The sequence below is a fragment of the Cellulomonas bogoriensis 69B4 = DSM 16987 genome (genome assembly GCF_000767165.1).
GTDB classification, from domain to species: Bacteria; Actinomycetota; Actinomycetes; order Actinomycetales; family Cellulomonadaceae; genus Actinotalea; species Actinotalea bogoriensis.
In genome coordinates, this window is the sequence record NZ_AXCZ01000070.1 from 1 (window position 1) to 13,841 (window position 13,841).

General features: G+C 73.4%; 9 protein-coding genes. 2 read left to right on the forward strand and 7 right to left on the reverse strand.

Annotated elements, in window-relative coordinates; all coding sequences use genetic code 11:
* From N869_RS17715 to N869_RS08100, 3 genes are all read right to left on the reverse strand, one after another.
* On the reverse strand, window positions 1–2,901 hold a 2,901-nt coding region (locus N869_RS17715; protein WP_232229661.1), incomplete at its 3' end, for a murein biosynthesis integral membrane protein MurJ.
* The gene (locus N869_RS08095) at window positions 2,898–5,009 is read right to left on the reverse strand and encodes a DUF6049 family protein (protein ID WP_035060050.1); all 2,112 of its coding nucleotides are present in this window, start codon (window positions 5,007–5,009) and stop codon (window positions 2,898–2,900) included. The genes N869_RS08095 and N869_RS17715, both read right to left, overlap by 4 nt.
* Window positions 5,006–5,554 carry an NUDIX hydrolase gene (locus N869_RS08100; RefSeq protein ID WP_084136708.1) on the reverse strand — a complete coding sequence of 183 codons (549 nt, stop codon included), beginning with the start codon at window positions 5,552–5,554 and terminating at the stop codon, window positions 5,006–5,008. The genes N869_RS08095 and N869_RS08100 overlap by 4 nt, the downstream gene beginning before the upstream one ends.
* 97 nt (window positions 5,555–5,651) lie before the next feature.
* Here N869_RS08100 and N869_RS08105 point away from each other — a divergent pair, with 97 nt between their 5' ends.
* Window positions 5,652–7,157: a CCA tRNA nucleotidyltransferase gene (locus tag N869_RS08105; RefSeq protein WP_052105248.1), complete on the forward strand. Its 1,506-nt coding sequence runs from the start codon at window positions 5,652–5,654 to the stop codon at window positions 7,155–7,157.
* Between the two features lie 4 nt (window positions 7,158–7,161).
* Here N869_RS08105 and N869_RS18765 read toward each other — a convergent pair whose 3' ends face one another.
* Window positions 7,162–8,868, reverse strand: coding sequence for a SpoIIE family protein phosphatase (locus N869_RS18765; protein ID WP_156968437.1), 1,707 nt, complete (start codon window positions 8,866–8,868; stop codon window positions 7,162–7,164).
* Window positions 8,869–8,951: 83 nt separating this feature from the next.
* The gene (locus N869_RS08115; protein WP_035060052.1) at window positions 8,952–10,241 is read right to left on the reverse strand and encodes an MFS transporter; all 1,290 of its coding nucleotides are present in this window, start codon (window positions 10,239–10,241) and stop codon (window positions 8,952–8,954) included.
* A gap of 154 nt (window positions 10,242–10,395) precedes the next feature.
* Here N869_RS08115 and N869_RS08120 point away from each other — a divergent pair, with 154 nt between their 5' ends.
* The gene (locus N869_RS08120) at window positions 10,396–11,628 is read left to right on the forward strand and encodes a hypothetical protein (protein WP_035060054.1); all 1,233 of its coding nucleotides are present in this window, start codon (window positions 10,396–10,398) and stop codon (window positions 11,626–11,628) included.
* A gap of 85 nt (window positions 11,629–11,713) precedes the next feature.
* On the opposite strand, the gene N869_RS08125 is transcribed toward N869_RS08120, so the two are convergent.
* Window positions 11,714–12,805 (reverse strand): inositol-3-phosphate synthase, encoded by a 1,092-nt coding sequence (locus N869_RS08125; RefSeq protein WP_035060056.1) that lies wholly within the window; start codon window positions 12,803–12,805, stop codon window positions 11,714–11,716.
* Window positions 12,802–13,452, reverse strand: coding sequence for a PadR family transcriptional regulator (locus N869_RS08130; protein WP_035060058.1), 651 nt, complete (start codon window positions 13,450–13,452; stop codon window positions 12,802–12,804). Before N869_RS08130 ends, N869_RS08125 begins: the two co-directional genes overlap by 4 nt.
* Window positions 13,453–13,841 lie beyond the last annotated feature (389 nt).

The window sequence follows — 13,841 nt, forward strand, 5'->3', positions numbered from 1 at the left end:
AGGCGGCGCCGGCGGGGGCGTCGCGGGGTTGGGCGCCGTCGAGGTGACCGGAGCGGTCGTACGCACCGACTGGCGCTGGACGTAGGCAGGGACGACCGACCGGGCGTCGAGCTCCTCCTCGGTGAGCGAGGGGTCAGGCCTGGCCGCGCCGGAGGCGTCGGTCGCCTTCGCGGACGGGCCCCGGTCGGCCGGGTCCGTGTCGGCCGGGTCCGTGCCGACTGCGTCCGTCTCGGCTGCGTCCTTGTCGGCCAGGTCCTTCTCGGGCACCGGGTCGCTCCCGTCCTCGGTCGTCTGGTCAGGAGGAGCGGCGGGCGACTCGAAGGCGGACTCGTGCCCCTCGGGTGCCCAGGTGTCCTCGCCGGTCACCTGGTGCTCGGTGATGGCCGCCCGCCACTGGGACGCCGCGTCCAGCGCGCCGAACAGCTCCGGTGCGGCGATCTCGGCCCACGGCTCCAGCTCGCGGACCAGCTCCCCGGGGGTGTGCGGGCCGTCGTCGTGCGGGCCCAGTGTCACCGCGCACAGCGTGTCCAGGTCGTTCGGGACGCCGGGCGACAGCTCGGCGGGGGCCACAGGGGCTCCCAGGACCACGGGCGCCGACGTGGCACCCGGGTCCTCGGACGGGCTCTCGGGCCAGCGACCGGTCAACGTCAGGTACAGCAGGCGCACCAGGCCCACGGTGTCGGTGCGGGTCGTGGCCAGGGCGTCCGTGGGCACCTCGCCGCGCAGCTCCCCGTCCAGCGCCAGCCCGTTGACCACCACGGAGCCGTCGTCGGTGACGGTCACACTCGTGGGGCGCAGGGCCAGGTGGTGCACGCCGCGCCGACGGGCGACCTCGAGCGCCACGGCTGCCTCGCCGACGATCGCCCGGGCCTGGTCGGCGGGCAGAGGACCGTGCTCGGTGAGCTCGGCGAGGTCCCTGCCGGCCAAGGGCTCGGTGACGACGTAGGGCACACCCTCGTGGCGGCCCACGTCCAGGACCCGCAGCAGCCGGGGGTCGGAGACCAGCGACGCGCGCCGTGCGGCGTCCATCGCCTCCGCGACCCGACCCTCGCGCAGCACGACCGCCCGGACGGTGCGGTCCAGGATGTCGTCGTGCGCCGTCCAGCACTGGGCGCCGGGAAGATCGGACTCGACGGGGTCGACCAACCGGTACCGACCGGCCAGGCTCGTCCCGCGCCCGATCACCATGCCGTCCAGACGATCACCTCCGGGTCCGCTGCCACCACCGGGAGGGGGCTCAGGGCCTTGGTCCCCCGGGGTCCTCATGGTACGGCCCAGCCGCCGCAGCAGGGGGGCGAGCAGGTCGTCGAGCTCACGTACCCCCAGCAGGCGCAGCATCGCGACGTACACCACGACCATCACGGGGGCGACCACCACGCAAGCGGCCAGCGCTCGACCGGGGGACGCGGCCACGTCCCCGAGCAGCAGGCCCAGCGGCCACCCGACCGCTGACGCGGCCAGCGCCGCGAGCGCCGCCCGCAGGTGCACCCCCACGACCCCACCACCCAGCGGACCCAGCCGGCGCCGGACCGCGAGGATCCCCCGCACCGCACCGAGCACGTAGGACGCCGCGATGGACGCCCCGGCGGCCACGGTCCACCAGCGGGGGGCCAGGAGCCACGAGCCCGCGAGCGTCCCACCGGCCACGACCAGGGCCATGGGGACCTGCAGCCAGAACAGGTCGCGGGCGGCCTCGAACGCGTAGTGGACCCGCTGCACCAGGGACCACACGCCGAGCGCGACCAGGCCGGCCAGCAGGGCGAGGACCACCGCGGCCAGGGCCGAGACCTCCTCGGGGGTGACCGTCAGGACGACCAGGCGCGACACCGGCACAGCGAGGACCATGAGCACCGCGGTCGCCAGGACCGTGAACACCCCCATGACCCGGAGCCCGTAGGAGGTGTCGGCGCGCACGCCGTCCACGTCGCCGTCGGCGGCGTGCCCGGACAGCCGCGTGAACAGGGCCGTCAGCAGGGACACCGTCACCAGGGAGTGCGGCAGCATGAAGATCAGGAACGCGTAGTTGTAGGCGTTGTTGCCGGCGAGCTCCAGCCCCGCCCCACCGGCGTCCCGCACCGAGGACGTGACCCGCACGACCATGAGGATCGACAGCTGACCGACGACGAGGGCGGCGAACGTCCAGCCCGCGACCCGGCCGGCCGAACCCAGGCCGGCGTCCCGCCATCCCAGGCGCGGGCGGTAGCGGAACCCGCTGCGGTACAGGGGCACCACCAGGACCAGGGCCTGGGTCGCCACACCCAGCGTGGCCGTGCCCGCGAGCAGGGTGACCTGGGGCACGTCCCACCCGCCGAACGCGAGCGGGGCGCCCTCGTCGTAGCTGCCGTACACCCCGATGAACGCGGCCAGGCCGGCGATCGCCACCACGTTGTTCACCACCGGTGCCCACATGTAGGGGCCGAACACGCCCTTGGCGTTGAGCACCTGACCGAGCAGGGCGTACACGCCGTAGAAGAAGATCTGGGGCAGGCACCAGAACGCGAACGTGGTGGACAGTCGGATGAAGTCGGGGTCGCTGGAGTCGGTGGCCAGGCGCACCACCAGCGGCGCCGCTGCGGTGACCAGCACCGACACGCCCAGGAGGATCACCCCGGCAACGGTCAGGAGCCGGTCGACGAACACCTGCCCCTGGTCCGACCGGTAGGCCCGCACCACCTGCGGCACCAGGACCGCGTTGAGCACGCCCCCGGCGATCAGCATGTAGATCATGTTGGGCAGCCAGTTGGCCAGCCCGAACGCGTCCGCGGCACCGACGTTCAGGCCGATCGCCGCGGCCAGGACGGTCGCCCGGGCCACGCCCAGCACCCGGGAGGTCGCCGTCCCGGCCGCCATGACGACGGTGCTGCGGCCCAGCCCTCGGGAGGACCCCGCGTCGGCGCTCACCAGGTGCCCTCCTCGGGTGACAGGTCGTCCGGTCCGGCCTCGCTCTGCGGTTCGGCGCGGGTCCCGGTGCGCCCGCGCCGCACGGTGCGGATCACCCCGATCACCAGCCCGAGGCCCAGCAGGACGCCGATCACGGCGGTGCCGATGCCCTCCCACTCGGCGCGGACCCGGACGGTCATGACGGTCGAGTCGTCGATGACGTCACCGGTGGGGGTGCGCAGCTCGACGGTCGTGACGACGTCGGCGGTCTGGATGCCGTGGACCGGGACGGCCGCGGTGGTCTCCCCCGAGCCGGGCACCGTGACCTCGACGTCGGTGTCGGCGCGCAGCCGGGAGTCGTCGGGGCGTAGCCCGACCCGCACGGTGACGGGCTCCGGCCAGGCGTTCGTGACCCGCAGGCGGAGGTCACCGGTGGGGGAGATGAGGTTGATCGGCCCGCCGGCCACGACGGTCACGGAGTCGCGCAGGGTCGCCGTCGCCGACGTGGTCCGGGCGATCATCTCGCTGCGACCCACGGGGTCCTCGCGCCATGCGGCGGACGCGGGTGCCAGACGCTCGACCGCGGTGGCGGCGAGCAGCGTCTCGGGGTCCTCGAGCATCGAGGCGTAGCGCTCCCGCTCGTCGACGGCGCCCGACACCAGGGCGAGCTGGTCGGCCGGGATCTGGGCGGGGTGCCGCATCCGTTCGGGCAGGGTGCCGCGGTCGACGGGGGCGTCCGAAGCACCCACCAGCGTGCCCAAGGGCTCCAGCACCACCCAGGGGGCGGCCTCCAGGGCGGTGAGCTGGGCCCGGGTGACGGCGGGGTCCGGGTGCCAGTCGCGGGTGGTGGTCACCAGCAGGTGGCGGGGGTCCGCCGGGCGTTCGCGGGTGATCACCGCGGTCTCGGCGAGGAGGTCCTGGGCCGCCGCGGCCGGTGACAGGGTGCCGGTGGTGTCGTCGGCCGGCGTCCACGCCATGGACCCGTCCTGGACGGCACGGGACAGGCGCAGGTCGGGGGTCAGGACGGTGACGTCGCGCCCCTGGGCGGTGATGGTGGTGCGGCCCGTGGGCGTGTAGGTGAGGATCCCGGGCGTGGGCAGCGCCCCGGGCGCCACGACCAGGGGGTCGGCTCCGACGAACGCGGCGGTGGCGAGGTCCGGAAGGGGGTCGACGGGCCACGCGACCGACACGACGGCCTCCGGGGGTAGGTACCCGTCGGCCGCACGCCCCGCGGCGTGGTCGCGGGCCAGGTCCAGCAGGTCCCAGGCACCGGCGTGCGCGAGGGCCGCGACGTCGGGGTCGGTGTACGGCAGCAGGTCGACCTCGTGGCCCTCGGCGGCGTCCAGCAGGTCCAGCGCCCAGCGGCGGGCGTGCTGCTGCGTGACGCCCGCGAGGCTCCCGGACGTGGCGTCCACGAGCCACGGGTCCACCACCCAGGTGACGCCGGTGTGCTCGGCGGTCGCCGTGAGGACGTCGCGCAGGCGGCCCTCGGGGCCGGTGAGGGTCTCGAGCTCGTCGACCCAGGCCTGCGCGGTGCCGTCGGGTCGGGCGCCAACCAGGGGGGTCGCGACGCTCAGGTAGGTGGTGCCCACGTCCTCGACGGGCAACCAGACCAGGAACGTGCGGACCACACCCAGCCGGGCACGGGCGGGGTCGGCGACGTCCACCACCTGGGCGCCCAGGCCGCGTGGCCCCCAGGAGGCCTGCCCGGTGCGCAGACCGACGGTGGTGGCGGGCACGTCGACGACGACCTCGACGCTCGCGCCGGGGTCGAGCGGCTCGTCCAGGTCGTGGTTGACGATCGCGGCACCCAGAGGGCCCTCGGGGTCGGCGCCGCGCCACCGGTCCAGCGAGCTGCGGGAGATGAACGAGCCACGGTCCAGGTGGACGACGACGCGCGGCTCCTCGAGCGTCGTGGCGCCGGTGTTGGTGAGGGTCAGGTGCACGCGCAGGTCCTGGCCGGGTTCCAGGACGGGGGGGTCGAGCTCGTCCAGCACCACGTCGACGGGGTGCGGCGGGTCCTCGGGGTCGACCAGGGTGGCCTGGGCAGGTGCGGTGAGCACCACCATGGTGGCCATGAGTGCGAGCACGGTGCCGAGCAGGTGGGCGGCACGGGGGCGGGCGCTCATGCCTCGCCGGACAGCACCGCGCAGGCGGTGATCGCCAACCTGCGCTCGTTGGGGTACGCCAGGCGGTCCGGCAGGTCGACGACCGCGATCCAGGCGACGTCCTCGGCCTCACCGTCGGGGTCCCCCTCGACGGTGAGGGTCCCGCCCGTGGCGGCGAGCAGGAAGTGGTGGACGACCTTGTGGACCCGACGGTCGTCACCGGTGAACCAGTAGTCGATCGTCCCCAGCGACCGGACGACGCGGCCCTGGATGCCGGTCTCCTCGGCGATCTCCCGCACCGCGGCCTCCGCGGGGGTCTCGTCCCCCTCGAGGTGCCCCTTGGGCAGGCACCACTCCAGCCGTCCGGCCCGGTTGCGTCGGGCGATGACGGCGGCGTGGGCCATGCCGGCCGACTCGTCGATGACCAGCCCGCCCGCCGACGTCTCGTCCACCACGGGCAGCGACCGGGTGGTGCGCCGGGCTCGGTGGGGGTCGATGTGCAGCGCGTGGCCACCCGGTGGCGTCGGGACGGGGCCCGGCCGGGGTCGGGGGACGGCGCTGGACATGCGGCCACTGTAACGACCATGGCTGCACGTGCCGGGGCTGTGCCCCCAGGCCCGGGGTGGCGCGGGTGCCGCCGCTGATCTGGCACGCTGGTCTGCCGTGGCGACGACTGGTGGACCTGGCGACCTGGTGGCGTTGCAGCGCCGTGCCCTGAGCGTCCTGGCGGGCCTGACCCCCGACGTCCTGGAGCTCGGTGAGCGGTTCGCCCGCGCGGGTCACGAGCTGGCTCTCGTGGGTGGCCCGGTGCGGGACGCGTTCCTGGGTCGGGTCAGCGCAGACCTGGACTTCGCGACGTCCGCGACCCCGGACGTCACCCAGGAGGTCCTCGCGGGGTGGGGCGACGCGCACTGGGACATCGGCAAGGCGTTCGGCACGATCGGTGCCCGCCGCCACGCCCGGCCCGCGCGGGACGGCTCCCCGGCCCGGCCGGACGTGGTGGTCGAGGTCACCACGTACCGCACCGACTCCTACGACCCGACGTCGCGCAAGCCGGAGGTGGTGTTCGGCGACACCCTCGAGGGTGACCTGTCCCGGCGGGACTTCACCGTGAACGCGATGGCGGTGCGGCTGCCGGACCTGACGTTCGTGGACCCGTTCGACGGGTTGGCCGACCTGGCACGCCGGCGTCTGCGCACACCCGTGACCGCCGAGCAGTCCTTCGACGACGACCCGCTGCGGATGATGCGGGCGGCGCGCTTCGCCGCCCAGCTGGGGTTCGACGTCGCGCCCGAGGTCCACGAGGCCCTGCACGCCATGGCCGAGCGGATCACGATCGTCTCGGCCGAGCGGGTGCGGGACGAGCTCACCAAGCTGCTCCTGGCCCCGGCTCCCCGGGCGGGGCTGGAGGTGCTGGTGGAGAGCGGTCTGGCCGACCACGTGCTGCCCGAGCTGCCGGCGCTGCGCCTGGAGATCGACGAGCACCACCGCCACAAGGACGTGTACGAGCACTCCCTGATCGTGCTCGAGCAGGCGATCGACCTGGAGACCGGCACCCACGAGCAGCCCACGGGCCCGGTGCCGGGCCCGGACCTGGTGCTGCGCCTGGCCGCGCTGCTCCACGACATCGGCAAGCCACCGACCCGCCGGTTCGAGCCCGGCGGGGGGGTGAGCTTCCACCACCACGAGGTCGTGGGCGCCAAGATGGTCGCCCGCCGGCTCAAGGCCCTGCGGTTCGACAAGGAGACCGTCAGGGCCGTCGCGAGGCTCACCGAGCTGCATCTGCGGTTCCACGGGTACGGCGACGGGGGGTGGACCGACTCGGCGGTGCGCCGGTACGTCACCGATGCCGGCCCGCTGCTGGAGCGTCTGCACCGGCTCACCCGCTCGGACTGCACCACCCGCAACCGGCGCAAGGCCGAGCGGCTGTCCTTCGCCTACGACGACCTGGAGAACCGGATCGCCGAGCTGCGGGAGAAGGAGGAGGTCGCCAGGATCCGTCCCGACCTGGACGGCGAGCAGATCATGGCGGTCCTGGGCCTCGGGCCGGGCCCGGTGGTCGGCAAGGCGTACCGGTACCTGCTCGAGTTGCGCATGGAGCACGGCCCGCGCAGCCCGGAGGAGGCCGAGGCCGCCCTGCGTGCCTGGTGGGAGCAGCAGCAGGGCTGAGCGGTCAGGGCCTGCGTACCACCAGCAGGCAGGTGTCGTCCTCGCGCACCGGCTCCACGAACCGCCCCACGAGGTCGTCGCGGACCTGCTCGGCGGTGCGGTCCGGGGGGATGGTCGCGAGCAGCTCGGAGAGCTCGGTGATGCCCTGGCGCAGGGTGCGCCAGCGTCGTTCGACCAGCCCGTCGGAGTACACGACGAGCAGGGACCCCGGTGGCATGTCGGCGTGGACCTCGTCGCCGGGGGCGGTGACGTTCGGCACCCCCACCGGGGTGCTGAGGCCCCCGTTGAGGACCTCGACGCGGCCGTCGGGCAGGCGCAGCAGGGGAGGGGGGTGCCCGGCCCGGGCGTAGGTGAGCCGGTCACCGTTCAGGCGCAGGTACACGACCGTGCACAGGTCGCTCATCCCCAGGCCCTGGACGACGTCGTCCAGCCGTGACATGACCTTGCCGGCGGGTTCCCCGCCCCAGGCGTAGGAGCGGAGCATCGAGCGGAGCTGCCCCATGCACGCCGCGGCGTGCAGGTCGTGGCCCACGACGTCACCCACGACCAGGCCCACGGACCCGTCGGGCAGGGGCAGGACGTCGAACCAGTCACCGCCGATCTCGGAGCGGGTGAGGGCCGGCAGGTAGCTGGCGGCCAGGTCCAGGCCCTCGACGTCGGGGACCTCCGGGACGAGGCTGTGCTGGAGGGTGCGTGCGGCGGCCTGCTCCCGGGCGTAGAGGCGGATGTTGTCCAGACCCAACCCGGCCCGTCGGCCCACGTCGGTGACGGCAGCGACGTCCTCGTCGGTGAAGCCGTCCGGGTGCGCCAGGACGAGCACCCCCAGGGTCCGGTCCCGTGCCAGCAGCGGGACGACCAGGGCCACACCCCGGTCCAGGCCCTCGGGGCAGGAGACCGTGACCGCGTCCGGGCCGGGCAGCGCCTCCACGGGTGTGGTGAAGGGGCGCCGCACCGACTCGTCCACCAGGGCGGTGCGCAGCGCCGGTGACCGGACCAGCCATCCTGAGACGTCGAGGTACACCGCCCCGGCCTGCGTGGTGCCCTCGGGCGTCGTGGCGCCGGGCCCACGCCCGTCGCCGTCACCGAGCACGACGTGGACGTGCTCGGGCCTGCGCCGGTCGTCGGTCACCGCGATGAAGCCCCACTGCCCGAGGGCGGGGACGACGATCTGCGCGACCGCGCGCACCGCCGCGCCGTAGTCGAGGGTCTGGGCGAGCTCCTCCCCGAGACGGCCGAGCAGCGCCAACCGTTCCCCGTCGCGTCGGGCGTGGGCGAGTGCCTGCTCCCGGTCCAGCTGGGCCTGGACCCGCTCCGTCACGTCGACCTGGATGCCCAGGTGGTGCGTGATCCGGCCCTCGGCGTCCGTGACGGGGCTGATGACGAGCTGGTTCCAGAACGGTGTGCCGTCGGCCCGGTAGTTCAGGAGCGTGTCGGCGACACGGTGGCCCTGCGCCAGTGCCTCGCGCAACCGGCGGACCGCAGCAGGGTCCGTCCCCGGCCCCTGGAGGAACCGGCAGTTGCGTCCCAGGACGTCCTGCGCCCGGTAGCCGGTGGTCTGCTCGAACGCGGCATTGACCCAGACCAACGGGTGGTCCACCGCCATGGCGTCGGACAACGTGACCGCCAGGGTGCTCGTCATCGCAGCCCGCAGGTGGACGTCGGGCATCCCGGACAGGGGCGAGGCCGGGGCGTCGTCGGTGTGGGCGCTCACCAGGTCAGCGTAGGGCCCTGACCTGGTCGGACGACACCCCGTGAGAGGTATGAGTGCAGGTCACGGCCACGACAAGGCGGACATCAGACGTTGGAACGGACCTGCCTGGGCTCGGCGGGCGTGGCGCGGAACGCGACGGCGAGCACCAGGTGCCCGGCCGCGAGCCCGAGGAGCACACCACGGGACCACCCGGTGTCGGGCAGGGCGAGGGCCGCGAGGGCGGCTGCGGCCACGAACGCCGCGTTGTAGAGCATGTCGTACAGGGAGAAGGCCCGGCCCCGGTAACCGTCGTGGGAGTCACGGTGGACGATCGTGTCGACCGCGATCTTCGCGCCCTGGATGCTGAGGCCGATGAGGACCGCGGCGCACACGACCACCCAGAACCCGTACCCGGTGGCGAGCACCAGCTGGCTGGCCGCTCCGAGGCACAGGCACACCACCACCCAGGTCGCGGGGCTCATGCGCTGGTGGGCCAGAGGGGTGAGGACGATCGCGAGGCCGTTGCCGCTGAACGAGATCGCGGTCAGGAGCCCGAACATGGCCAGCCCGGCGTCCGCGTCGGCGGGGTCGACGAGCAGGTTCCGGGAGATGAGGATGAGCGCGATGAAGTTCACGCCGTACAGGAAGCGGTGCAGGGCCATGACGGTCAGGGCGGCGCCAGGGGTGCGGCGGGCGACCAGGTAGCGGGCCCCGTCGAGCAGGTCCCGTGCGGTGGCGCGCAGATCCTGCAGCAGGTCGGCGCCGGGGGCGTCCGGGCCGAGCTGGTCCCGCCCGAGCCGTAGGGCGAGGGCCGACGCGGCGGCGAAGAACAGCCCGGCCACCACCACGACGAGGCCGTCCTGCAACGGTCCCACCGGGACGAGCAGCCCCAGGGCGATCCCGAGCCCGGCGCCGACCACCGCCGAGATCGCCCCGAGCGTGGGCGTCAGGGTGTTGGCCATGAGCAGCTGGTCGCGCGGGACCACGCGGGGCAGCCCGGCTGAGAGCGCGGCGAGCAGGAACCGGTTGACGGCCAGGGTGACCAGTGCCAGCACGTAGACGGCCGGGCCGACGCCGACGGTGATCAGCGCGACAGCGGTGGCGGCGGCGAGCACGACCCGGGTGGCGTTCCCCAGCAGGAGCACCTGCCTGCGTCGCCACCGGTCCAGCAACGGTCCGACGAACGGGCCGACCACGGTGAAGGGGAGCAGCAGCACCGCGAAGGCCACCGCCACGTCCGAGGCGGTGGCCATCCGCTCGGGCGAGAAGAAGAACAGGGTCGCCAGGCCGATCTGGAACATGCCGTCGCCGCACTGGGAGACGAGCCGCACGGTGAACAGGCGCCGGAAGCCGCTGTGGACCGCGACCGTGCGGAGGTCTCCCAGGACGCTCACGTGGCACTCACCAGGGAAGGGTACGCGCCGGTCCGGCCGGACGCTCCTGTGGACAGCGGGGCGGCCCCGCGTGCGAGGCGGCACCCTAGGACGTCGGCGTGCGGCACGTGGGTACGAGGGTCGGTCCGCGACGGCCGCGTCGAGGAGGCTGACGATGAGGCGGGTCCTGACGTGGACGGCGGCGGTGACCGCACTGGCGGTCGTGGCCGGAGGCGGTTGGTACGGCTGGAACGAGGGCTGGTGGCAGGAGAGTGCCCCGGTGGAGCCGGTCGCGGCCGCGACCCCGGACCGGGACCGGCCACCGGCCCGTGGCCAGCTGCCCACGGGCGGTGACGGCCCGGTGCAGCAGGGGGCCGGACTGCCACCGTTCTACGAGCTGCGGCCGTCGTTGCTGGGGGACCTGGGCCCGGGGTGGGTGCTGACGGTGCACCGGCCGGCCCGGTGGGACGAGGACCAGTGGTGGGAGAGCTCGTCGGCGACGGTGTTCGTGGTGTCGCCCGAGGGGCGCCACTACCGCGTCGCGGAGGTCGACGACGGTCTCGACGTCGCGCCGGTGCGCTGGGTCGCCGGGGAGCGCCGGGTCGCGGTGCTCGTCGAGGAGGGCGGCCGCGCCTCGGGCGAGTACAGGTGGCACGGGGGTGTGGTGACCCCTGGGTGGTTGGACCTTCTGAGTGGCGAGATCGAGCTGGACGAGGATGCCCTCCTCGTCGGCGACGGGCCGTGGACCTGGGGCCGTCCGCTGACGTCACCGGACGGCAGACGTGTGGTCGAGCGGTCCAGCGGGGCCGAGGTGGTGGTCTCCACCGGTCGCAGGGAACGGATCGTGGAGCACGGCTTGCGCGGCAGGTCCTGCGCGCCGGTCGGCTGGTCGGACGAGGACTCGGTGCTGCTCCTGTGCAGTCGCGCTCCAGGGGACGAGGAGGAGGACGGCTCAGGTTCGGGAGGGTCCGCGGACGAGGAGTGGGACCCCACCCCGGTCCTGTTCGCCCTGGACGTGGACGAGGAGAGCGCCGAACGGGTGCGTGCCTACGACGAGGGCGAGCCCCAGCCTCTGCCGTGGTCGGGGACCCCGCTTGCCGGTGGGGGCGTGGCCTACGTGGTGGAGTCGCGGCCGACGGGCTGCGGCGAGGGCGTCGAGGTGTGGGACGGCGACGGGACCCGTGCGGTCCAGGGGTCGGGGCCCAGGGGGGACAACAGGTTCTCGGTGGAGGTCGCCGACGGCGCCCTGTTCGTGGCGTCGAGCCCCGGCTGTGGTGAGGCGGCCGCCGTCGAGCTGACCCGGCACGACCTGGGGTCGGGGCGGTCGCGGGTGCTGTCCGCGGTGGTCGGCGAGCCGTGGGTCCAGGGCCTGGTGGGGTGGGCCGTGGCCGAGGATCTGCAGGACTGAGCCCGTTCGTGTGGCTGGACGGGTGGGGGCCGGGTGCATCGCACCCGGCCCCCACCCGTCGTCCTACCCGCAGGTCACACGCCGGTCAGCGCTCGCCCTCGCCGGCGATGAAGGCCTCGAGCTGCGCGCGGCCCTTCGTGTCCTCCATCTGCACCGGGGGGGACTTCATGAAGTACGTCGATGCGGACAGGATCGGGCCACCCACGCCACGGTCCTTGGCGATCTTCGCGGCGCGCAGGGCGTCGATGATGATGCCGGCGGAGTTGGGGGAGTCCCACACCTCGAGCTTGTACTCCAGGTTCAGGGGCACCTCGCCGAACGCACGGCCCTCGAGGCGGACGTAGGCCCACTTGCGGTCGTCCAGCCACGCCACGTAGTCCGACGGACCGATGTGGACGTTGCGGTCCTCCTTCTTGCCACCGAGGGGGCCCTCGAGGTTGGAGGTCACGGCCTGGGTCTTGGAGATCTTCTTGGACTCCAGGCGGTCCCGCTCGAGCATGTTCTTGAAGTCCATGTTGCCGCCGACGTTCAGCTGGTAGGTGCGGTCCAGCACCACGCCGCGGTCCTCGAACAGCTTCGCCAGGACGCGGTGCGTGATGGTCGCGCCGACCTGGGACTTGATGTCGTCGCCGACGATCGGCACGCCCGCGGCCTCGAACTTCGCCGCCCACTCGGGGTCGGAGGCGATGAACACCGGGAGTGCGTTCACGAACGCGACGCCCGCGTCGATGGCGCACTGGGCGTAGAACTTGGCGGCGTCCTCGGAGCCGACGGGCAGGTAGCAGATCAGGACGTCGACGCGGGCGTCCTTGAGGGCCTGGACCACGTCGACCGGCTCGGCGTCGGACTCCTCGATGGTCTCGGCGTAGTACTTGCCGATCCCGTCCAGGGTGTGGCCGCGCTGCACCGTGACGCCCAGCGGCGGCACGTCGGCGATCTTGATGGTGTTGTTCTCGCTGGCGCCGATCGCCTCGGAGAGGTCGAACCCGACCTTCTTGGCGTCGACGTCGAACGCCGCCACGAACTCGATGTCGGAGACGTGGTACTGGCCGAACTGGACGTGCATCAGGCCTGGCACCGTGCTTTGCGGGTCGGCGTCCGCGTAGAAGTGGACGCCCTGGACCAGCGATGCGGCGCAGTTGCCGACGCCCACGATGGCGACGCGGATCGAACTCATCCTCGCTCCTCAGATCTCTCTCGGTGCTGCGACGTGACGTCGTCAGCGTGCTCGGACGCGGTCGGTCGACCGGTCCGTGGTGCCGGGTCGCGGCGGTTGCCGCGCTCGTTGTCGATCAGTCCGTCGAGCCACCGGACCTCGCGCTCGACCTGCTCCAGGCCGTGTCGCTGCAGCTCCAGGGTGTACTCGTCCAGCCGTTCGCGGGTGCGGGCGGCGGACTGGCGGACCTGGTCGAGCCGCTCGGTCAGGCGGGTGCGCCTGCCCTCGAGGATGCGGATCCGGGTCTCGGCGTCCGTCTGCCCGAAGAACGCGAAACGCACGTCGAAGTGCTCGTCCTCCCAGGCCGTGGGGCCGGAGCTGGACAGGACCTGGGCCAGGTGCTCCTTGCCGTCGGCGGTGAGCTCGTAGACGATGCGCGACCGCTTGCCGCTCAGTGCGTGGGGCGGGGGCGTGGCCGAGGCGTCGCTGCCGGTGATGAGCCCGCGGCGGACCAGGTCCTTCAGGCACGGGTACAGCGACCCGTAGGAGAACGCCCGGAACGAGCCGAGCATGAGGTTGAGGCGCTTGCGCAGCTCGTACCCGTGCATGGGCGCGTCGTGGAGGAGGCCGAGGACGGCCACCTCCAGGACTCCCGAGCGACTGCGCACCCCGCTCCTTCCGCTGACCCGCACCGAGGGACTCGATGTATCGGACTGATACATCGGAGACTAGGAGGGGGTGGGTGTCGGCCGCAAGTGCGGCTGCCCGTCGGGTCGATCTCCGCCGATTCCCCTGTCGTCGCGCACACGACGTCCACACGGATGCCCACATACTTGGACAGGGTCGGTCGACGTCCCGGCCCCTTGATCCGTACCCTCTGCTGATCCGTACCCACTGCGGAGGCTGACCCCAGCCCAGCAGGCTCGTCGTCGAAAGGCACAGCGTGGCACCGGGCACAACCCCCACCCCCCTCGGCGGGCCCGCGGGCGCAGCACCGCAACGACGCAGCGTGGTCGGCGGCGCGCCCGCAGCCACGCGGACGGGTACCGGCCAGACG

Coding starts and splice junctions, on each gene's coding strand:
- N869_RS08100 (WP_084136708.1), bottom strand. CDS start 5,554: ATGTCCAGCGCCGTCCCCCGACCCCGGCCGGGCCCCGTCCCGACGCCA.
- N869_RS08120 (WP_035060054.1), top strand. CDS start 10,396: ATGAGGCGGGTCCTGACGTGGACGGCGGCGGTGACCGCACTGGCGGTC.
- N869_RS08125 (WP_035060056.1), bottom strand. CDS start 12,805: ATGAGTTCGATCCGCGTCGCCATCGTGGGCGTCGGCAACTGCGCCGCA.
- N869_RS08095 (WP_035060050.1), bottom strand. CDS start 5,009: ATGAGCGCCCGCCCCCGTGCCGCCCACCTGCTCGGCACCGTGCTCGCA.